This window comes from Rhodococcus sp. ARP2 (genome assembly GCF_001029585.1).
GTDB lineage: Bacteria > Actinomycetota > Actinomycetes > Mycobacteriales > Mycobacteriaceae > Rhodococcus_F > Rhodococcus_F erythropolis.
On record NZ_LEKE01000011.1, the window covers coordinates 19,656 to 40,541 of the forward strand.

The window sequence follows — 20,886 nt, forward strand, 5'->3', positions numbered from 1 at the left end:
GTCAACGACGCGGAATGTCCCGATCAGGCTCAAAACCCAACCTTCGAGTTGAGCACGCCGAACATGTTGTGCCACTCGTGTCGAGAACCGCTCCGACGCAAGGAGGTTGTTTTGTCCATTTCGAGATTTGATTACTTTCTGCTTCGGAGCGCAATTTTCCCTACTGGCATGATCTCTTCGTATGACGGGGATTCGGATCGCGTGGGTTGTACTAGCGGTTGCCACCGGGATTCTAGGATCCGCGACGGCACAGTGGCCGCTGTACGAGATCACCAATTGTGAAATAGGTCTCGGCCCGCTCAGTTCTGCTGATTGCTACCGCTCGATTCATGACTATTTCGGGCGGGAGCTCTTCTTGGTGCTGGCGTTGCCGGTGGCTCTGTGCGTCATTCCAGCCGTGATTCCGCGACCATTAGTTTCCTGGATCGTCTCGGCGACAATGCTCTGCGCTGCAGTAGTGGGTTTCTTTACCGCTTTCAGCTCGGATGTGCCTTCTCTGCTCTCGATGGTGGGGAGCCTCCCTGCGGCAGTGCTGGCATTGGTACTTGCTGCGGTGCATCAGGGGATCGCATTGCGCAACCAGGGCGCCATTGCGCGTGCGCGCGGTGGAGTTCGCGATGCGCGGTCGAGTGAATGATCAGTCGGGGCTGAAGAACAGTTCCATCGAGATCCAGAACCACGCCACCATTGCAGCGACCGGAAGGAACGCAAACACCAATGGCAACGCGAATTGCCGGCCGGTGCGGCTGGGAATAGTCATAAGTCCGAGCAAGACGAACACGGCGGCAGGCGCCGCCCAACTTATCCAGTAGGTGAGCGGTGGTGGGTTAGGGCCGAACGACGTGAACGAACGGTTCGGATACAGCTGCGGCTGCGGGACATCCGCGAAGTGTTGCCACAGGAGTACCAATGGCAGGTAGCCGAACAGCCCCAGTAGGAGGCCGACGACGAGTCCCGCGAAGATTCGTTCGCCCCTCATCTCGACGCACCCGTCCGAATCAATCGTCCCACTGCCTATGCGACTTCTGGTAAGTCACGAGGCTGAATCCGTAGAGCCCACGCCCGGGCCGCAACGAACGTCATGGCCAATACGAGAACCACCAGCAGTACGACCGCGATCCAGGTGGGAGCGGCGGTGGAAAAGCCCAGCCTCCACGCAGTACCGACACCTACAGTCGTCGCCGCCAATGCCCCGACCGGAAGCATCGCCGCCACCGCCTGCGCCGTGCGCGTAGTAAGTCGATCCCCGGCAGCGCGAAGAACTCCGAACACGGCGGCGACCGCCAGGGCGTAGGCCAGGAAACCGCTGACGGCATAAACCAGGAGCGGGGACCATCCGATGTCAACCGACCTGGTGAATGCCATGCTGATCAAGACCAACAGGGGCGTCAACCCAAGCGTGACTCCCACGAGCCCTGCCACCACAGTTCGAAGCATTCGATTGTCCTGACCTCCGGAGATTCGCACACCCGCGAGGTGGAGTACGAGCCCGGTCAGCGCGCCCAGACCGGCGCCGATCACCGCAGCCTCGATGGGCCAGGTCCATTGCGATTCACCCGCGAAGCCCGAGATTGTCGTGCCACCCGAAAAGAGAGTGATCGTGGCCGACGCCTGTGACGATCCTTGTGTCAGCGCCGCCGTGACGATGGCAACGGTCGCACCGAACAAAGCAAACCCGAGTGCCTGTTTCCACATCTAGCCATCTTGGCCCATCCCGCGGGAGAATTCGGCGCAACAGGTCTGCGTCATGCTTTACCTATCGGGGTGGGATCGGCGCGAAGTTCCGCATCTCGTCCCGTCCGGGCCGGATGACGCCTGCGGCGGACTCGGGAACCTCGTTCCATGCTCCGGGAAGGTCGCGCAGAGGTTCGGATACGACGATTCGGGTCTCCTCACTGAGATGGTGCAGGGCATCCACCTCAGGATGGAGCTTGCGCAACGTGGAGATCTCGGTGGAGAAGAACAACGATCTCGACCGGTTCTCGCTCGAATAGCGAAAGATCCAGGTGGAGACGCCATCCGACGTGGCAACGGTCATCTGGACCGGATCGTCGATACCCTGCGAGCGAGCCGTGTGCTCGACAAATCCGACGGCCCTCGCGACACCTTCGAACGGATCGTCGGTCAGGCCGAACGTCAGCGCGAGGAAGAACAAGGTTTCCGAGTCCGTCGATCCTTCGAGATCCGGAAAGAGCGACGGATCAATGGCAGTCACCAATTCCCTTTTCATGTCGTGGAATCCGCGTAGTGAACCGTTGTGCATCCACAACCAATTGCCGTGCCGAAATGGGTGGCAGTTGCTGCGCTGCACCGCAGTTCCCGTCGAAGCGCGCACGTGGGCGAACATGAGCGGGGTGCGCAGTTGCGAGGTGACCTCGCGCAGGTTCGAGTCGTTCCACGCGGGTTCGATGCTCTTGAACACTGCTGGTTGGGACCCCTCGCCGTACCAACCGATTCCGAAGCCGTCACCATTCGTCGTCGTTGCCCCGAGTTGAGAATGCAGGCTCTGGTCGATCAGCGAGTGCTGTGGCCTGAACAGCAAGTCATGGGCGGGTATCGGTTCTCCCGAATACGCCATCCACCTACACATGCTTTCAACTCAAACAGATTGAGTCGGCGTTGTCGGTGCATGCGCAGCGGCGTGCGTCGTCTGGGCGGGCTTCCATGTCGACACAGCCCAGATTACGACGATGTTCAGGGCGATGATGAGAGTCGACCACCAGGGGTAATACGGCAGCCACAAGAAGTTCGCGATGATCGAGATCGCACAGATCACGACTGCCGATACCCGTGCCCACGCCGTTCCGGTGAACAGTGCGAGACCGACGAGAGCGACGAGCGCGCCCAGCACGAGATGGATCCAACCCCACGTCGTCAGGTCGAATTGATAGACGTAGTCGATCCCGACTACGAACACTTCGTTTTCGGCGACGGCAGCGATTCCTTGGAAGAACTGCACGATACCGACCGTCACCAGGATGACTGCTGCCCCGATTGATGTTCCTACCGCGAAACCCTGCTTGACTGACGTTGTATCCGACATGGCGGTTTCCCTTGATTCGGTGGGGTGACCGGACACGTGCCCGGCACGTTGTACCGATCGTTGTTCCACCGGCCGACTGCCGTGAAACGGAAATGCCGGTCCGGTTCGGTGAGAAATCAGTGCGTTCTGCTCCGATGTACGGGCGAAATGTAACTTCTGGCCCCTGCTGATGCGATGTACCCCTTGCCGGAACGCGTGTGCGGAGGAATTGCTCGTAACCGAAGTTCACAGAAAACAAGAAGAATTCGGCACGGAATTCGACCTATTTGTCCAGCTGTACTGGTATTTTGACTGAATTGACCGGAAGCTACGGTCCGCGGAAAAGAGTAGCGAGAGAATGACGATCTTCGGCAGGCGTTCCGCGGGCATCTCCGCGACGGCCTTCGTCTTGGCAGCTGTTGTATCGACGGCACTTCCCGCGGTGGGATCGGCAGCACCAGTCGCACTCACCCACGCGTGCACTCCCGAGATCAACGACAATTCGATGTCACTCGATCCGGCAGTGATAGACGGTTGGTACGACATCTCGACTGGTTCACCGGGAACGAAGATCAACTCGATCGAGGCTTGGCGGACAGTGCCGGGAGACATCCTCGAGTTTCGCGCATCGGTGACGATCAGAGCCCACGGAAGTCCCGTCCGAGGGACCCTTCGGATCGACGGCGCCGGCTTGACCGGAGATCAGGATTTGATCTCCAGAATGACGTTGACCCAAGATCTCGGTCGCTCAGGATCGACGGTCACCGATGCCGACGACGGCTCGGTCATTCCGGTTCGTGCCAAGCTCGCATTCGACGTCACAACTCCTGGACAAGTGGCACAGAACCAGACGGTCAACCTCTCGGCAGTCAAGATTGTCTTGGCAGGCGACACCACCGATCCGGGAGGTGAATGCCCCGGCCCCGGCCCCGGCCCGGGCTCCGGCGGCGGCGGGAATGGAAGCGGTGGCGGGAACGTCGGTGGTGACGGTTCCGGTGGGAACGGTGGGGATTCCGGTGACGCACTTCCTGGTCGTGACGTAGGAAACCGAGTACCAATTTCCCAGATTCCGTCCGGCCCGACTTCTCGCCCGTGACAGCGGCACCTGGATTCGCGGTCCGTCGAACATGGGCCGCTGCAGTAGTGGCGACAATGCTCTTGATCGGCGGGTGTTCTGACGACGGCGACTCGCCGACCCGCGTCCTCGCGACCGGCCAACAAGATTTGCCGCCAGAGATTCGCGCTGTGGTCGACGGTCCGGATGTCCCGACCACGCTTCGCATAGTCGACAGCACCGCTGACGTTCTGTCGATCAAGACGACGACAGACGGCTCGCTCATTCCGCCCGATGATGTCAGTGAGATCGGATGGTGGGCAGATTCGGCATTCCCGGGCTCGGGCGCGGGCACCGTGGTGATCACCGGACACATCAACGACATCTATCAGGGTGACGGTTTCGGAAAGAAGTTCTCGACACTGGAAATCGGCTCGATCGTGACCGTGGCGGGCGCCGGGGGACAGACCTGGAACTACCGTATCGATGCGGTCGATCACTACGGCAAGGACGGCGAGCTGCCGGTCGAGCGATTGAACAGCCTCGACGGACCGGAAACCCTCGCGCTGATCACCTGCGGCGGCGAGTTCGTCGGTCCACCCTTCGGTTACGAGGACAACGACGTCGCGTGGGGAACTCCGGTGCCCGCATAGCCGAAAACCAGACGTCGGAACGGTTGATAAACTGGGGCCCCGCGTTCGTGGCCATCCACGCACGTTTCGAAAGTCCGAAGAAGGAGATTGTGCTGTGGTTGACCTCGCCTATGTCATCGCTGGGTCCGAAGCGACTGGCGGTGCCGGCCTGCAGGTCGACCTGAAGACGTTCCAGGCATTGGACGTCTACGGCGTAGCGACCACCACATGCATCGTCTCGTTCGATCCCAAGAACAACTGGGGTCATCGCTTCGTGCCGATCGCTCCTGACGTGATCGCTGATCAGATCGAGGCTGCCACTGCGGCTCACGATCTGGACGTCGTCAAGATCGGCATGTTGGGCACTCCCGCCACGATCGAGGTTGTGGCAGAGGGTCTGCGTCGGCAGTCCTGGCGCCACGTCGTCCTCGACCCGGTCCTGATCTGCAAGGGCCAGGAGCCCGGCGCGGCTCTCGATACCGATACAGCACTTCGTGATTCGATCCTCCCGCTCGCCACCGTCGTCACACCCAACCTGTTCGAGGCACGCACCCTCGCCGGAATGGACAGTATCGAAAGCGTGGACGACCTCATCGAGGCCGCACGTCGTATCCACGACCTCGGACCCAAGTACGTGCTCGCAAAGGGTGGTGTCGAACTCGCCGGTGGCGACGCCGTCGACGTGTTGTTCGACGGCACCGACGTGACGGTTCTCTCCGCCCCCAAGGTCGGCGAAGAGCGCGTCTCGGGTGCCGGTTGCACGCTGGCCGCCGCGGTGACCGCCGAACTGGCAAAGGGCGCCGACGTGGGAGAAGCCGTCGCTCTGGCCAAGAAGTTCGTCACGGCGGGCATCGAAGGCCGCGTCTCGGCACACACGCCGTTCGACACCGTCTGGCAGGGCGCTTTCAAGGGATAGGCACACTGCGGCTCACATCGCCGCGTGCGGCCTGGCAGGATCGAGTGCGTGAGTACTGCGAACCTGAATCGAAGCGAAGTCGCCGAACGATCTCGAACCATCGACGTCACCGGGTACCGGGTGGAGTTGGATCTGCGATCGGCGGCGGACTCTGCCGCGAAGACCTTTTCGACCGTCACGACAATTGATCTGAAGTCGTCGGCGGAGTCCACGTGGCTCGACTTCATCGGTGCTGCAGTCGATTCCGTAGAGGTCGACGGTGCGTCCATTCCGGTGGAGTACGACGGGTCCCGGATTGTGGTGCGCGGACTCGGCGGATCGAACGTCGTTCGGGTGGCAGCACACGGCCACTACAGCCTTTCCGGCGAAGGGCTGCACCGATTTGTCGACGACGCTGATGATCAGACGTATCTGTACACGCAATACGAGCCCGCCGATGCCAGGCGTGTTTTCGCCTGCTTCGAGCAACCGGACCTCAAGGCGCCCTTCACATTCGAGGTGACAGCACCTGACGGCTGGGAAGTCCTGTCGAATCAGCCCGCGACACAGACGCTCTCCGTCGACGGTGCGCAACGCGTCACTTTCGCACCGACGCTGCCGATCTCGACTTACATCACCGCGATCGCGGCCGGGCCGTATCACCGCGTGGCCTCGTCGTGGAGTCGCGGCGAACTCACTGTCGAGTTGGGCGCTTTGTGCCGGGCGTCGTTGGCTCCACACCTCGATGCAGACAACGTTTTCGACATCACCCGTCAGGGGTTGGACTTCTACGCCGAGCACTTCGACTATCCGTATCCGTTCGGCAAGTACGACCAGATCTTCGTCCCCGAGTACAACCTCGGCGCCATGGAGAACCCGGGACTGGTGACCTTCACCGAGGCGTATGTGTTCCGCGGCACCGCAACCGACGAGCAGCATCAGCGTCGCGCCAACACGATCCTGCACGAAATGGCGCACATGTGGTTCGGCGATCTCGTGACCATGGTCTGGTGGGATGACTTGTGGCTCAAGGAATCCTTCGCCGACTTCATGGGATCGCTGGTCAGCGCCGAAGCCACTCGCTTCACCGATGCCTGGGTAGCATTTGCCATCAAGCGGAAGGCGTGGGCGTACCTCCAAGATCAGCTGCCGACCACGCATCCCATCGTCGCCGACATCGTCGATCTCGAAGCTGCGAAGCTGAACTTCGACGGAATCACCTACGCCAAGGGTGCCAGTGTCCTCAAGCAACTCGTGGCGTTCGTCGGCCGTGACGCGTTCTTCGAAGCGGCACGACGGTACTTCAAGGCCCACGCCTTCGGGAACACCACGCTTGTTGATCTGCTCGACGTGCTCGCGGAGACTTCCGGACGTGATGTGCGCGAATGGGCCCGAATCTGGTTGCAGACCACCGGAGTGTCCACGCTGTCGCTCGACGGAACAGACCTGGTTCAGACGGACCCGAGGCCGCATCGGCTCGCAGTCGGAATCTACGACTACAACGAGTCCGGAGATCTTGTTCGCACCGAACGCGTCGAACTCGACATCACCGAATCCCGCACGCCGGTCGACCTTCCGCCCGGAGCGCTCACACTGCTCAACGACGAAGACCTCACCTACGCGAAGGTGCGACTGGACGCGGAATCTCTGTCCACGGTCGAGGCATCCCTGGACCGCGTGAGCGATCCGCTTGCGCGCGGTGTGATCTGGTCGTCGCTGTGGAACTCGGTGCGCGATGCGCAGCTCTCGGTGTTCCGATACCTCGACATGGTGGAACGATTCGCTCCCGCAGAGACAGATCTTGCGATTCTCAGCGCGATCCTGACCGATGCCCAATACGCGGTTCTTCACTACGTTCCGAAAAGCTTGCGGCCCAATGTCAGTGCGGGCTGGTTGGAAACGACCTGGAAGGCGGTGTTCGAAGCCGAACCGGAGTCCGGAAGACAGCTGGCATGGGCACGGGCTCTGTCGGCCGCCGCAGCGGTCAACGATGCTCGCGCCGGCGAGCTGCGGTCGATACTCGACGGCACGTGCCCGGGACCGGTCGGACTGGCTCTCGATCCTGATCTGCGGTGGGCATTGTGGATCGCCCTGTCCGCGACCGGGCATGCGAGTGTAAGCGACTTCGACGGTGAGCTGAGCAAGGACAGCACGTCAGCGGGTCGAACGGCGTACGTCCGCGCCGCGGCGTCGATTCCCGATGGCGAGACCAAGGCGGCTGCCTGGGCGTCGGCGACCACCGATGCCTCACTCTCGAACGACCGCCTGGATGCGACGATCGCCGGATTCCGTTCGGGCACGGACCCGTCGTTGATCGAGGGATATGCGGTCGAGTACTTCTCGTCCCTGGGGAAGTGGTGGTCCGAACGCAGCATCGAGATCGCGCGACGGTTGGTGAACGGGCTCTTCCCGGCAGCTGAAGACACCTCTGCTGTCGATTCCTGGATCCAGGCCAATGCGGAGGCGCCCGCGTCGCTGCGGAGGCTTGTTCTCGAGCGTCGGGATCACCTGGCCCGAGACCTACGTGCCCAGGCGTCGAACGCAGTGATCTGACGCCATCAGCTCCGAAATGTCCTGTTCTTGGATATTGTCTAAACAGGGCTGCGACGGGAGACGACGTGCACACGATCACGGATCTGTCGCTGGTCACGGGCCCGGTTCCGCCCGTGGTGACGGTGCTCGGAATTCTGGCACTTCTGTGGCTGATCTTCTCGAGATCGAGGCGTCACGTGCTGATCTCGATTCCGGTCTGCATCGTCGCGGCAATCGCGATCACTCTCGTGCTGTACTGGCTGATCGAGAAGGTGTGGCACCCGTTCCCCGATCCGATTGCCCGTCCGGTCTACGTGTGGATCGGGTTGGGCATTCTCGGCGTGCTGCTGGGTGTTTCGCGGGTATTTGCGGCGACGCGGATCGACGGTCGCGTGCTCACCGTGGTCTCCGTGCTCCTGGTGGTCGTGTCGAGCGCGGCTCACGTGAATCTGCAGTTCCAGTCGTATCCGACGTTGGGAACAGCGCTGGGACTCTCGGACGCGGAGAAGGTTTCACTCGCCGACCTGGACGACGGCAAGGACGGGGCGGTACCGGTTTCGCAATGGAAGGCTCCAGCGGACATGCCGTCGGCCGGCAAGGTCAGCACGGTCACGATTGCGGGGACGGTCTCCGGATTCAGCGCCCGCGACGCCGAGATCTACCTACCGCCCGCGTATTTCACCAACCCACGACCGGAGTTGCCGGTGTTGGTACTGCTTGCCGGCCAACCAGGCGCGCCCGAGGACTGGCTACAGGGCGGACGTCTCGTCCAGACCATGGACGCCTACGCCGCTGCGCATTCGGGCTTGGCTCCCGTTGTCGTCGTTGCTGACGGGACCGGGTCGGAACTGGCGAATCCGCTCTGCGTCGATTCCCAACTCGGGAACGTCGCAACGTACCTTTCGCGCGATGTTCCCGACTGGGTGCGCGGGAACCTCCAGGTGGATCCCGACCCGAGGAAGTGGGCGATCGGGGGACTTTCCTACGGCGGTACCTGCGCGTTCCAGATGGCAACGAACTTCCCCGCGGTGTATCCGACGTTCCTGGATCTGTCCGGTCAGATCGAACCCACCCTCGGCGATCGGAAGCAGACGGTCGATGCAGCGTTCGGCGGTAACGAAGCCGCGTTCGTGGCAGTGAATCCGCAGGATCTGCTCCGGGAGAAGAAGTTCCCCGACAGCGCCGGAGTGTTCGTGGTCGGCAAGCAGGACAACGACTACCGCCCAGGTCTTCAAACGCTCTACGAAGCCGCAAAAGCCGCAGGGATGGACGTCCAGTACGCCGAGGTCGACGGAGGACACAGCTTCCAGGTGTGGTCGGCTGGATTGGCGAGTCAATTAGGTTGGCTGGGAACGCGACTCGGTCTGCCCGGATGAACGATCGTCTGGAAGTTCCGAAGACCCGATGATCAGCGGGTGAATTCTTCCGGTCGCCCCGGCTTCGGAGCCCAATCCCTGCGGATCTGCCACACTCGCGAGCCGAAGGTCGAGTGCGCCGGTCCATTCTCGGGTCAATTGCGCATCGAGTGCGTCGACGCGCTCGAGTAGCGGAGGGTGCTGGTCCGGCGGGCAGGCTTCGAGCAACGTCGCGAATACCGCGCGTAGACGACGCTGGACCTGCGCGGAATTGGTACTGAAGTGCCGGATCTCGTCGGTGGCGACGGACACGTAATCGGTCCAGGTGCGTTGCTGCCCTCGGATCAGCGTGAGATCCGAGGTTGACGTGTCGAAGCGGACCCGCGGGGCGAGAAGTACCAGAAGATCTTCGATGTGGTCGAGAGCCTGCACGGCTCGGCCCGGGTCGTTGATGGCGGGTGACAGTGCCTTGAGCGCGATGTCCACGATCGACTGAAGCGCTGCACCGGGGCTGACGACCGGGCTGTGCGTGTCACCGAAGATCAAGCACGACATCAAGGTGTCAGGACGTACCTTCAGCGACGGTCCGCGTACCTCGAAGAGGGGCGCGTTCTGGGCGACGAACTCGCCGATGCTGGGGACGACCTCGACCGAGACGTCCCAGCGGCTCGCCAACCGCTGCAGTCGTGCGAGATCGATCGCCAGCAGAATCCGGCCGTCGGGTGAGAGGTGGCGCAGGCGAATCACCAGTGCGTCGGCGCTCTCGGAGGTTTCGGACTCGCGCGGTTGGGGGAGGGGGAGCGGCTGACTGGGTTTCGGTGCGCCGGAAGGTAAGTCCTCGTACAGCGGATAGGCACGAATCGTCGCGCTGCGACCCTGGGCCGCTATCCAACGCAGCAACCGACTGGAATTGAGGATCGACCCGACCTTCGCCACCAACGCGATGAACAGGATCGCACTGGCCAATGCCAGAAGGAGTGCGATCGCCGTGGAGATGGTCGGTGAGGAATTCTCCGAATCGAGCGCCAGATCGAGCGCAATGATCAAGGAGAAGACGAACGTGGCCAGAAACATGCCGATCGACCACCGCATGACTCGCTGTTGCGCAAGCATCGGGACCACCCGCACCGAAATCTGCGAGGCGCCGAACTGCATTGCGAGGGTGATGGCGGTGAACACCAGACCGGTGAGAGTGATCATCCCGCCGGCGATGACGCTGAGCAGCGTTGCGGTGGCCCCGGCGTCCACGCCCTCGGAAATGGTACCGACGTCGCCGTCGCTCACCAGGTCTCCGTCGATTCCGACGAGGATGTTCGCGGTGACGACGGACAGCACGACGAGGATCACGGGGAGGCGCCAGACCGGGACTGTTCGTAGTCGTCGGCGAGTTCGGCGCCAGCGAATTCTGTCCGAAAGCCGCCGTGATAATCCGACTTTCGTCGTAGGCGTCGTGGTGTCGACGACTGGGAGTGGTGGTGGGGTCGGGGGAGTGGAACCGAAACTTCCTGACACCGTTTCCTGAACGTAGATCTTCGCGTGGATCATCGGCTCGCGATACCGCTGCTCACGGGCGACTGCCCGGCTCATCTTCGCGGGCTTGTCGCGGTAACGCGAACGCGCCCACGGCGCACCCGGGCGACTCAACCGAATTGCTCCGACCAACAGAAGCGGGGTGAAGAACAGTCCGATCAAGCCGGTCCAGAGTTTGCCCTTCATCAACGTGATCACGGCGAGTCCGAGTTGGATCACGATCGCGACGACAACGCCGATCAACGTCGCCAGGCTACGGTCCTGCTCATACGGGTCGAACTCTCCCGCGAACCCGATCGGGTGGACTCCGAGAAGGAAAAGGAACGAGATCGCGATGGCAACGAACACTGCGTCGATGGACGAGCGACCCTCCTCGGCCCAGTAGACGTCGCGCAGATGTAGCACGAGTGCGTACTCGTCGAGGACCAGCGCGCTGCCGATACCGAACACCGACGCAAGAACACAGTTGGCGATCGGGGTGTGATAGTCGGCCAGAGCGATGAAGGCAAAGCCGGACACGAGCATCATCATCAAACCGAAAACCATGTGGTGGATGTGCATTCCACCGGGCGTGACATTGCCTGGCCACCACGAGACCTCAGCTCGGATCATTCGAACGCTGAACCGAATGAACAGGAACGTCAGGACAAAGGCGAGCAGAAGGAAGAACAGTGGGAGTCTGCCGGTGTCGACGACCGTGTGCTCGAACCAGGACCGCACGGCGTCAGCTCTTGCTGGTGGCGAGCTTGATCAGCTGAGGAGCTGTCGCGTCCGGAAGGTAAGCACGCGTGAGCGCGATTCCGATTCGAGGCAGGTCGGCCTCGTCGCGGAAACACAGGAAAACGGGTTCGTATCTCGGCTTGAACTTCTTCTTGAATGCGTGAAGAGACCGGAAGCCGTAGAGCGGTTCCATCGCGGCTCCGAGCATGTCGAGCAGGCGGTCCATCGATGCGGCGTCGGCGCCGTCGTCGCTGCGGGCCAGCGGCGCGCCGGACAGTGAGACGAATTGGGCACCTTGTTCTTTGAATTCGAGGGCCGACGATGCGATGAGGAACTCGACCACCGGCCGGAAGCCGTCCGGGCGTCGACGCATGACGTCGAGCGTCCAACCCCGGACCACGCCGCCTTCGCCGTACACCGGCAACCACGAGGTGACGCCGTGAATACTTCCCGTCGGGTCGACGGCCAAACCGACCCGGACGTCGCGATCGAGCGCCTCCTCGACGCTGCCGAGGGTGAACCCCATCTCGGGGAGTCCCTTGTCGCCCACCCATTCCTCGGATATAGCGCGCACTTGAGCCAAGACGGAAAACGGCTCGTCTGCCAGTGTTGTCATCCGGAAGGTGATGTCGTCCTTCTTGGCCTTGTTGAGCGCCGAGCGGATGTCCTGCCAGGACTTTCCGGTGAACTGCAATTCCGGCAGGTCGACGATCGTGTCCTCGGCGACCTGAACGGTGCGCCACCCGCGCCGTGTGGCGGCATCGGCTGTTTCCTTCCCTACGGAGAACAAGCAGGGAGTGAGGCCGTTGGCTTCGGACATCGTCGTGAATTCGTCGACCGCCGCGGCAAGTCGGTCGGGGCTCGCTATCGGATCGGCCAGCACTACGACGACACCGACATGCCGTTGGAATGCAACGACGCTCTCACCCGACTCGCCGAAGTAGTAACTGTTGCCGTCCCACGTCGTCATCCACGACATGGTTCCGCCGCCGTGCTGTTTGAGCAGTTCCCGAGCAGTGGCGCGAGGATCGTTCCCGGACAGCGGTCCGCCTCGAATCTTGCGCCGCATCGGCACGTGAAAAGCGTGACGGCCCTTGATCAGCAAGATGAGTTCGAGAAGCCAGAGCAGCGCGGTACCGACCGTGACGGCTCCGGCGCTTTCGTAGTCGAAGAAGATGACCGAACCGAGGACGAGGGCGGTGGCCAAGACCGTCAGAGAGCCGAACACCACGGCAACCCACCAGGCCCAGCGGCGACCTCGTCGCAACTGATCCGCGATCAGTGCAACGATGATCACGTCGACCAATGCGGTCCAGCCCGAACCGGTTTCGGCTTCCGTCGGCCCGAAGGGTCCACTGCCGGGGAACAACCACACGGCGATCTCGACCACTCCGATCAGGAGCAGGCCGATGAATCCGAGCAGACGGATCTCGCGTCGCGTTCGGGGGATGAACCCGCGCTCTCCGTCGCCGAAGAACTTTTCGCCGACCGGAAGGAAGATCGCGACCGCGATGAGGTGCTGTACGTCGGCGAGGCGACCTTCGAAGAGAAAGGCGATCGCGATGTACGCGCACAGGATGGCGCGCACTCGCATTCGCCAGGGCGAGCGCAGAGTTGCGGTGGTCGCGGCGAGTGCGGCGATGATTGCGGTGGTGACACCGACGTCGCGGTGGGTGGCGAGGTTGCGAGCCCAATCCCAATCGGTGTGGCTGCCCACCCAGAGGAGGAGCGATGCACCCAGTTCGCCCGCCAACTGACCGCTGATCGTGACGATGGCCGCGTTCTTGGTTCCCAGGCGCCACTCGCACCAGCCGACCGCGAAGGCAAAAACGACGATGATCGAAACATACTGACCCGGCGTCAAGCCGAAGAACCAACCCGTGACGAGAGTCCACCACTTACCTTCTTGCAAGGCAGGGACTCCGTAGGCGATGTCGTCGAACCACGAGTAGGTACGGACGTGATTCCACAAGGCGCCGGTCGCGATCCCGACGACGGTGATGGTGAGCACGACGATCGAGGTGAACGGCACGCGCCGCAGGACGCTCAGCGCGTCGGAGGCAAAGCGAGAGGCCCGATTCGGCGCGCCTGGCGCGCTCTGGTCGGTCTGCGGGGTGGGGGTCTGGGACTGCTCAGCCATCGAGGTTCTCTTCTCGCCATGCCGCACGGTGGATTCTGCCTGTTCAGCATGACAGGAATACAGACCGATAATCAGGCGAAGCGGTCAAAATGGACGAGACTGGCTGGGGGTCTCAGTCTCGTGGCGCTACTGTCGAGCCATGGTGAACGGAGATTTACTGAATCGGGACCACCTGGTCGCCTCACTTGCCGCTTTCGAACCTCGGTCGGTCGAATTGGACGGAAGGCGCTCGGCGTCGGTGGTCATCGTCGTCATGCGGACTGCGGACGGAACACCCGTGTTCCCGGTGACGAAGCGGCCGAGCAAGATGCGCGCTCACCCCGGTCAGTTCGCGTTGCCAGGCGGAAGCGTCGACCCGGGTGAGTCTTCCGAACAAGCAGCGGTTCGGGAGCTGTCCGAAGAGTTGGGCGTCGACGTCCCTGAGTCGAACATCATCGGCCGGCTCGACGACTACGTCACCCGTTCGGGATTTGTGATCCGACCGTTCGTCGTCTGGTCCGGTGAGGACATCGGGGGACTGGTACCCAATCCCGACGAGGTGGCCCAGGTGTATGCCGTGACGTCGGAGGAACTCGACGTGGACTCGCGATTCGTCACCATCGAGGAATCACCGAACCCGGTGATCCAATGGCCTTTCCGAACGAGCCTGATCCATGCGCCGACCGGAGCCGTCATCTATCAGTTCCGCGAAGTGCTGAACGGACGGAACACGCGCATCGACAACCTCGAGCAGCCGGTGTTCGCCTGGCGATAAGGTCAGCTCGACACGCTCGGGACAGTTCGGGCTACGGCGCCTCGGCGAATAGTCCGTCGTGCTGTGGAAAGCTGGCCGCACGGCAATCGAAAGACGCGAGGTGTGTGCAGTGAACTCTGGCGAACAAGAACTGGTCCCCACGGATCGGATTCTCACTGTTCCCAACGTGCTCAGTATCGTGCGTCTACTCGCTCTGCCGCTGTTCGCCTACCTGCTGCTCGTCACGCACTCGGACGGCTGGGCATTGGCGCTGCTGATGCTCAGCGGGTTCACCGACTGGCTCGACGGCAAGTTGGCCAGGGTGCTCGGGCAGACCTCGCGTCTGGGAGCGCTTCTCGACCCGTTGGTCGATCGCCTGTACGTCGTGACGACACTGGTCACCTTCGTTGCCCGCGATTTCATTCCCTGGTGGGTCGCGGCGATTTTGATCGGCCGTGATCTTCTACTCGCGTTGACGCTGCCGATCTACCGCCGGCGTGGACTGCCGCCGCCCGAGGTCATCTACCTCGGCAAGGCTGCGACCTTCCTCCTGATGTTCGCGCTGCCCTTGATTCTTGCCGGACACGGAGACTGGGCCATCGGACCGTTCACCCATGCCTTCGGTTTCGCTTTCCTGATCTGGGGAACCGTCCTGTACGTGTGGACTGCCGCGATCTACGTGCTCAAGGCCGTTGACGTTGCGCGAACGCACGAGGTCGTGCGCCGATGAAGTCGACCGGGGAGGACGTCCGTCGTAACCCGGTACCGTCGCTGCTTCGGTCGCTCATGACCGAACATCTCGATCCGGGCTACGAAGCGACGGCATTCGAACGCCAACACGAGCACACGACGAACAGATCCTCGAAGACGGGGCCGTGGCTGGCCCTCGGTGCACTGTTGATCGGGTTCATCGTCACGGTCTCGGCAGTTCAGGCCACCAAGCAGGTGACCGGCACCGAGGAGGTTCGAAGCGAGTTGGTCGCCAAGGTCCGTGACGCGGAGGATCGAATCGATTCGCTGGCCGCGTCCCGCGATTCACTCGGCGGCGACGTCGACGCCGCCCGTGGCCTGGCGCTCGAAGGCGATGCCAGAGGCAGCGCGGTCCTCGATCAATTGCGAGCGGTCGAATCCGGCGCAGGAGCCGAAGCTGTTCACGGGGAGGGGCTGGTGGTGACGTTGACGGACCCGGCCGGGCGCCCGAACCTCTCGGATGCGTCCCAGCGCAGCGTCGGCGGTAAGACAGTTGTCCTCGATCGCGATCTGCAGACCGTCGTCAACGCCCTGTGGGCTGGCGGAGCGGAGGCAATCGCCGTCGGCGGCGTGCGAATCGGGCCGACGGTGACCATCCGTCAGGCGGGCGGCGCGATGCTCGTCGACAACCAACCTGTCTTCTCGCCGTACCGCGTCGAGGCGATCGGCGACACGCGCGCGCTGCAGCGAGAGTTCGTCGTCAGCGACGCCTACGTGAGAATGTCGAGCGTCTCGCAACTGTACGGAGTCGGTTTCGCAGTGGCCGAGGACGACTCGTTGACACTGCCACCCGCGACGCCTCGTGCGGTCCGGGTGGCAACAGAACCCACAGAACCCAAGTGACAGAAGGAGTTCGATGAAGGCCGGTTCCGCCCTGTACGGACTCGCAGCACTGGTCGTCGGCATCGTCTTGGGCGTCGTTTTCAGCCCGCAGGTCCCCGACGTCATCCAGCCCTATCTTCCGATCGCTGTCGTTGCGGCACTCGACGCCGTCTTCGGCGGGCTACGCGCGTATCTGGACGAGATATTCGACGCAAAGGTGTTCGTGGTCTCCTTCGTCTTCAACGTGCTCGTCGCGTCGTTGATCGTCTGGCTCGGCGATCAGTTGGGTGTGGGTACTCAACTCTCGACGGCAATCGTCGTCGTGTTGGGTATCCGGATCTTCGGCAACGCAGCGGCATTGCGACGACGACTGTTCGGAGCGTGAGCCATGTCCGACCACGCCACGACTGACCCCGAAGAACCGCCAGTGACGACTACGGGTGAAGGTCGTCACGAGTTGCGTTCGCCGTCGAAACATCGCACGAACGTCGTGTTCGCGATCCTCGCCGCCGTGCTTCTGGGTGTGCTCGGCGTCGCGATTGCCACACAGGTACGCAGCACCGTGGCCGGAGATTCACTCGACGCCGCGCGCCCTGCCGACCTCCTGGTGGTTCTCGACAACTTGAATCGGCGTGAAGCCGCGCTGAGGCAGGAAGTCGCGAATCTTCAGGAATCGCTTGCCACTTTGGAAGCCGGCGGCAACACCGGAGCAGCGCTCGACGAGGCGCGGGCGCGGCTGACCTCGCTCTCCATTCAGGTGGGGACCGCTCCTGCTACCGGACCGGGTGTGACGATGACCCTGACGGATCCAGCAGGGGGCGTCGGCTCCGAAGTGATTCTCGATCTCATCCAGGAACTACGCGCTGCCGGTGCCGAAGCCATCTCGATCGCAGGTGCGAACGGCGAACCCATTCGTATCGGCGTGAACTCGTGGGTGAGCGGGCGCGGCGGCGAGATCGAATTGGACGGAACCCGGATCGAGCAGCCGTACACTGTGACCGCGATCGGGGATCCACCGACGTTGGCAGCAGCGTTGAACATTCCCGGAGGCGTTTTCGACAACGTCGCACGCAACGGCGGAACTTCCTCAGTCGACCAATCGCAGCAGGTCACGATCTCCGTCTTGCGACAATTGAATCCGCGCCAATACGCTCAACCCGGAAATTGATCTTTTGCGTCCGACTTTCGGACGGCCTGTGAAAGGAAGCCACTGTGAGTGAGCTCGATACACCTACCGATCTGCGCTACACCGCGGAGCACGAGTGGGTGAAGCGGACCGGCCCGACCTCAGTTCGAGTCGGTATCACCGACTTTGCTCAGTCGCAGCTCGGTGACGTCGTGTTCGTCCAGCTTCCTGCTGTCGACGAAGACGTGACCGCCGGTGAATCGCTCGGTGAGGTCGAGTCGACCAAGAGCGTCTCCGACATCTTTGCTCCGTTCACTGCGAAAGTTCTTGCAGCCAACGGTGAATTGGACGGACAGCCTGACCTCGTCAACACCGATCCGTACAACACGGGTTGGTTGGTCGAGCTCGAGGTCGCCGACGAGGCCACACTCGACGCCGCACTCGCGGCAACGCTGGACGCGGAGGCATACAAGGGACTCACGTCCGAGTAGAAAACCTGCGCGTGGACCGGCCAACTCGTGTTGTGTCGCGGCCTGTCTCGCTGCACGCGGCGGTCTGCGCAGGGTACGGTCGTTAGGTACGCATGTGCCGAGTCGGGGCGCAGGGCCGTATCGAACGTGACTGTGAAAGATGCTCGTGAAGAAAGTGCACTGCGTAGTCCAGTGATTCATGATCTGGATGATTGACCCAGGAGGAGAAACAGTGAGCGAGAACGGTAACGACGCGGGCTATGGGGAGTCGCCGGCGGAGACCACTTCGGTTTTCCGTGCGGACTTCCTCAATGAGCTCGACAACACCTCCTCTGCAGCACCGGCCGCCGAGCAGCCGGTTTCGGGCGTGGAAGGCCTTCCCGCCGGAGCCGCCCTTCTGGTGGTCAAGCGGGGACCGAATGCAGGATCCCGCTTTTTGCTCGATCAGCCGACGACGTCGGCAGGTCGGCACCCGGACAGCGACATCTTCCTCGACGACGTGACCGTCAGCCGTCGTCACGCCGAGTTCCGTCAGGAAGATGCAGATTTCCACGTCGTCGACGTCGGAAGCCTCAACGGCACCTACGTCAACCGTGAGCCTGTCGATTCGGCAGTTCTCGCGAACGGTGACGAGGTTCAGATCGGCAAGTTCCGTCTGGTGTTCCTCACCGGCCCTCGTGCCGGCGGTTCGCAGGTCGGCGAGTCGTCAGCAGGTGCGGGTAGCTAATGACGGCAGTGCGGCAGCAGAGCCAGCCCGGAATGTCGATTGGTTCCGTGCTGGATCGGTTGCGTCCAGATTTTCCCGACGTGACGATTTCGAAGATCCGTTTCCTCGAGTCCGAGGGCTTGATCAGCCCACAACGGACACCGTCGGGATACCGCAGATTCTCTGTCGAGGACTGCGAGCGTCTTCGCTTCGTGCTGACCGCTCAACGCGATCAGTACCTGCCGCTCAAAGTGATCAAAGAACAACTCGAAGCGATCGACAGCGGCGCAGCGACGGTGAGTGCAGAAGTTCCTGCGCCTCGTCGTGCTCGCGTCCTGTCGATCGCTACGGGCGATGTCTCACCCGAGGCTTTCCGGGTCGATCGCGAAGTTCGAGTCGGTCGTCAGGACCTTCTCGCTCGCGCCGACATCGACGATCGGTTTCTGACCGATCTGATCCGCACCGGTTTGGTCGTTCCCGGCGCAGCGGGCTTCTTCGACGAGGACGCCGTGACGCTGGCGCGCACCGCGAAGGCGATGTCCGAGTACGGCTTGGAGGTTCGTCATCTGCGGGCGTTCAAGTTGGCTGCTGATCGTGAAGCAGGACTCGTGACCCAGATCGCCGGACCGGTTGCCAAGGGTCGTGACGCCGGAGCACGTGATCGTGCCGAGGAAATGGTCCGGGAACTGGCTGCGCTGTCGCTGACTTTGCACACATGTCTGGTCAAGTCGGCGGTTCGGGGAAGTCTCGATCGCTGAGTTCCTCGATCAGCGGGGCACACTCGAATAGAATTTCAGTACGACCGCATCGGAGTCGGTCGGCTGGATCACGTCAGGTTGGAGGCAAGCTCGATGGGCGAAATGCGTGTGATCGGAGTTCGTGTCGAGCAGCCTCAGAATCAGCCGGTCCTGTTGCTGCGAGAGTCCGACGGCGATCGGTACCTGCCGATCTGGATCGGGCAAACCGAAGCTACCGCGATTGTTCTCGAACAACAGGGAGTCGAGCCGGCGCGGCCGCTGACTCATGACCTGATCAAGATCTTGATCGAATCATTCGGTCGGAGCCTCAAGGAAGTGCGGATCGTGGACCTGCAAGAGGGCACTTTCTACGCGGATCTCGTCTTCGACGAGCAGACCACCGTCTCGGCACGTCCGTCGGACTCGATTGCATTGGCCCTGCGCATCGGCGTTCCGATCTTCGCGTCGGAGGCTGTTCTCGCCGAGGCCGGTCTGGTCATTCCCGACGAGCGCGAAGACGAGGTCGAGAAGTTCAAGGAATTCCTTGACACCATCTCGCCGGACGACTTCAAGGCCACTGACGGTTAGTCCTGTTTGCCCGTAATCAGGCTTTAGTCTTCAACTCTCAAGTAGAGGTTGAGTCTCGGTCGGCGTGTTGCGTTGACCGAGCACCCTCGTGGTCTTACCGTTGCGTGCGGTGGAGATCTTCTCGCCTTGTCGATCGAGGCGTACTCTGGGTAAGTCCACTCATGGAATTACCGGCCTTGGATTCACGTCTGAAAGTTCGGTCGGCACGGGATTCTCGTGACTGCTGATAGCACAGGTTGGTTACATGATGGCGAAGCGAGAGGGAGACGGCAGTGGAAGAACAGTCGAATGAGCGCGGAACGGGCATAGCCGATAGTGCCGAGCCGACTGCAGAAATGTCTTCCGAAGAGCTGCAGCCAGGCCTGTTCCCGGACGATTCCATCCCCGACGACCTCGTCGGATATCGAGTACCCAGTGCGTGCCAGATCGCCGGGATCACGTACCGCCAACTCGACTACTGGGCGCGGACGTCGTTGGTTGTTCCGTCAATCCGTGGCGCTGCCGGATCCGGTAGCCAACGTCTGTACTCCTTCAAGGACATCCTCGTTCTGAAGATCGTGAAGCGTCTGCTCGACACCGGCATCTCACTGCAGAACATCCGCGTTGCCGTCGATCACCTCCGTAAGCGTGGCGTCCGCGATCTTGCCAACATCACCCTGTTCTCCGACGGCACCACCGTGTACGAATGCACGTCTCCCGAAGAGGTCGTCGACCTCCTCCAGGGTGGGCAGGGCGTATTCGGCATCGCAGTCAGTGGAGCGATGCGTGAACTCACCGGAACAATCGCCGACTTCCCAGCCGAGCGGGCTGACGGCGGCGAAAGCGATCCCAACCCGGAAGACGAGTTGGCTTCGCGACGCAAGAATCGCGCCAGCCGCAAAACCGGATAACGCACGTCACATCTCTTTGGAGGATGCCACGGTGCAGGTAGGCGTTTCGGTCAACTAGACTGGGCCTGCGTCGCCGGCGTACGGGAGAGCCTCGGATACCGATTCACCGAACTTGTCTTTGTTTCAGTCTTTGTCTCAAAGGTCAGTCGTGAGCGGGATCAGGGCGCCGAAGGAGCAATACCTC

22 protein-coding genes are annotated in these 20,886 nt (G+C 62.1%); 16 read left to right on the forward strand and 6 right to left on the reverse strand.

What is annotated here, in order from left to right:
- Positions 1-181 precede the first annotated feature (181 nt).
- Positions 182-637 (forward strand): hypothetical protein, encoded by a 456-nt coding sequence (locus ABX74_RS02285; protein WP_047888126.1) that lies wholly within the window; start codon positions 182-184, stop codon positions 635-637.
- Here ABX74_RS02285 and ABX74_RS02290 read toward each other — a convergent pair whose 3' ends face one another.
- The 4 genes from ABX74_RS02290 to ABX74_RS02305 all read right to left on the reverse strand — a co-directional run bounded on the left by ABX74_RS02290 (position 638) and on the right by ABX74_RS02305 (position 3,043).
- Positions 638-979, reverse strand: coding sequence for a hypothetical protein (locus tag ABX74_RS02290; RefSeq protein WP_047888127.1), 342 nt, complete (start codon positions 977-979; stop codon positions 638-640). It lies immediately after the preceding gene.
- 35 nt (positions 980-1,014) lie between these two features.
- A complete protein-coding gene (locus ABX74_RS02295) occupies positions 1,015-1,695 on the reverse strand; it encodes a hypothetical protein (protein ID WP_047888128.1) in 681 nt (226 codons plus the stop codon).
- A gap of 61 nt (positions 1,696-1,756) precedes the next feature.
- The gene (locus ABX74_RS02300; protein WP_047888129.1) at positions 1,757-2,578 is read right to left on the reverse strand and encodes a class II glutamine amidotransferase; all 822 of its coding nucleotides are present in this window, start codon (positions 2,576-2,578) and stop codon (positions 1,757-1,759) included.
- 21 nt (positions 2,579-2,599) lie between these two features.
- Positions 2,600-3,043 (reverse strand): hypothetical protein, encoded by a 444-nt coding sequence (locus tag ABX74_RS02305; protein WP_047888130.1) that lies wholly within the window; start codon positions 3,041-3,043, stop codon positions 2,600-2,602.
- A gap of 337 nt (positions 3,044-3,380) precedes the next feature.
- On the opposite strand from ABX74_RS02305, the gene ABX74_RS02310 reads away from it, so the two are divergent.
- The 5 genes from ABX74_RS02310 to ABX74_RS02330 all read left to right on the forward strand — a co-directional run bounded on the left by ABX74_RS02310 (position 3,381) and on the right by ABX74_RS02330 (position 9,511).
- Positions 3,381-4,118 (forward strand): hypothetical protein, encoded by a 738-nt coding sequence (locus ABX74_RS02310; protein ID WP_047888131.1) that lies wholly within the window; start codon positions 3,381-3,383, stop codon positions 4,116-4,118.
- Positions 4,115-4,729, forward strand: coding sequence for a class F sortase (locus tag ABX74_RS02315; RefSeq protein ID WP_223257805.1), 615 nt, complete (start codon positions 4,115-4,117; stop codon positions 4,727-4,729). The genes ABX74_RS02310 and ABX74_RS02315 overlap by 4 nt, the downstream gene beginning before the upstream one ends.
- 94 nt (positions 4,730-4,823) lie before the next feature.
- Positions 4,824-5,624: a bifunctional hydroxymethylpyrimidine kinase/phosphomethylpyrimidine kinase gene (thiD, locus tag ABX74_RS02320; RefSeq protein ID WP_003946192.1), complete on the forward strand. Its 801-nt coding sequence runs from the start codon at positions 4,824-4,826 to the stop codon at positions 5,622-5,624.
- A gap of 48 nt (positions 5,625-5,672) precedes the next feature.
- Entirely contained in the window at positions 5,673-8,156 is a 2,484-nt protein-coding gene (gene pepN / locus ABX74_RS02325) for an aminopeptidase N (protein WP_047888133.1), read from the forward strand.
- 65 nt (positions 8,157-8,221) lie between these two features.
- Positions 8,222-9,511: an alpha/beta hydrolase gene (locus ABX74_RS02330; protein WP_007731985.1), complete on the forward strand. Its 1,290-nt coding sequence runs from the start codon at positions 8,222-8,224 to the stop codon at positions 9,509-9,511.
- Here the strand turns inward: ABX74_RS02330 and ABX74_RS02335 are convergent.
- Both ABX74_RS02335 and ABX74_RS02340 read right to left on the reverse strand, forming a co-directional pair.
- Positions 9,473-11,740, reverse strand: a complete 2,268-nt coding sequence (locus ABX74_RS02335; protein WP_046378597.1) for a DUF2254 family protein — start codon at positions 11,738-11,740, stop codon at positions 9,473-9,475. The two genes, ABX74_RS02330 and ABX74_RS02335, sit on opposite strands and share 39 nt — an antisense overlap.
- A 4-nt stretch (positions 11,741-11,744) precedes the next feature.
- On the reverse strand, positions 11,745-13,880 hold the full coding sequence (locus tag ABX74_RS02340) for a bifunctional lysylphosphatidylglycerol flippase/synthetase MprF (protein WP_047888134.1): 2,136 nt from the start codon (positions 13,878-13,880) through the stop codon (positions 11,745-11,747).
- A gap of 139 nt (positions 13,881-14,019) precedes the next feature.
- On the opposite strand from ABX74_RS02340, the gene ABX74_RS02345 reads away from it, so the two are divergent.
- The 10 genes from ABX74_RS02345 (at position 14,020) to ABX74_RS02390 (ending at position 20,702) form a co-directional block, all read left to right on the forward strand.
- Positions 14,020-14,634: an NUDIX hydrolase gene (locus tag ABX74_RS02345; RefSeq protein WP_020969692.1), complete on the forward strand. Its 615-nt coding sequence runs from the start codon at positions 14,020-14,022 to the stop codon at positions 14,632-14,634.
- 109 nt (positions 14,635-14,743) lie between these two features.
- Entirely contained in the window at positions 14,744-15,343 is a 600-nt protein-coding gene (locus tag ABX74_RS02350) for a CDP-alcohol phosphatidyltransferase family protein (RefSeq protein WP_020907837.1), read from the forward strand.
- Entirely contained in the window at positions 15,340-16,206 is an 867-nt protein-coding gene (locus ABX74_RS02355) for a DUF881 domain-containing protein (protein WP_019748559.1), read from the forward strand. Before ABX74_RS02350 ends, ABX74_RS02355 begins: the two co-directional genes overlap by 4 nt.
- A 13-nt stretch (positions 16,207-16,219) precedes the next feature.
- The gene (locus ABX74_RS02360) at positions 16,220-16,570 is read left to right on the forward strand and encodes a small basic family protein (RefSeq protein ID WP_003946178.1); all 351 of its coding nucleotides are present in this window, start codon (positions 16,220-16,222) and stop codon (positions 16,568-16,570) included.
- Between the two features lie 3 nt (positions 16,571-16,573).
- On the forward strand, positions 16,574-17,353 hold the full coding sequence (locus ABX74_RS02365) for a DUF881 domain-containing protein (protein WP_021344355.1): 780 nt from the start codon (positions 16,574-16,576) through the stop codon (positions 17,351-17,353).
- 44 nt (positions 17,354-17,397) lie between these two features.
- Positions 17,398-17,802: a glycine cleavage system protein GcvH gene (gene gcvH / locus ABX74_RS02370; RefSeq protein ID WP_019748557.1), complete on the forward strand. Its 405-nt coding sequence runs from the start codon at positions 17,398-17,400 to the stop codon at positions 17,800-17,802.
- 211 nt (positions 17,803-18,013) lie between these two features.
- Complete coding sequence (garA, locus tag ABX74_RS02375) at positions 18,014-18,508, forward strand: glycogen accumulation regulator GarA (protein ID WP_003946166.1); 495 nt, start codon at positions 18,014-18,016, stop codon at positions 18,506-18,508.
- Positions 18,508-19,245, forward strand: coding sequence for a MerR family transcriptional regulator (locus ABX74_RS02380; protein WP_003946161.1), 738 nt, complete (start codon positions 18,508-18,510; stop codon positions 19,243-19,245). Before garA ends, ABX74_RS02380 begins: the two co-directional genes overlap by 1 nt.
- Before the next feature lie 93 nt (positions 19,246-19,338).
- Complete coding sequence (locus ABX74_RS02385) at positions 19,339-19,812, forward strand: bifunctional nuclease family protein (protein ID WP_003946194.1); 474 nt, start codon at positions 19,339-19,341, stop codon at positions 19,810-19,812.
- Between the two features lie 335 nt (positions 19,813-20,147).
- Positions 20,148-20,702 (forward strand): MerR family transcriptional regulator, encoded by a 555-nt coding sequence (locus ABX74_RS02390; protein ID WP_021344354.1) that lies wholly within the window; start codon positions 20,148-20,150, stop codon positions 20,700-20,702.
- The last annotated feature ends 184 nt before the right edge of the window (positions 20,703-20,886 follow it).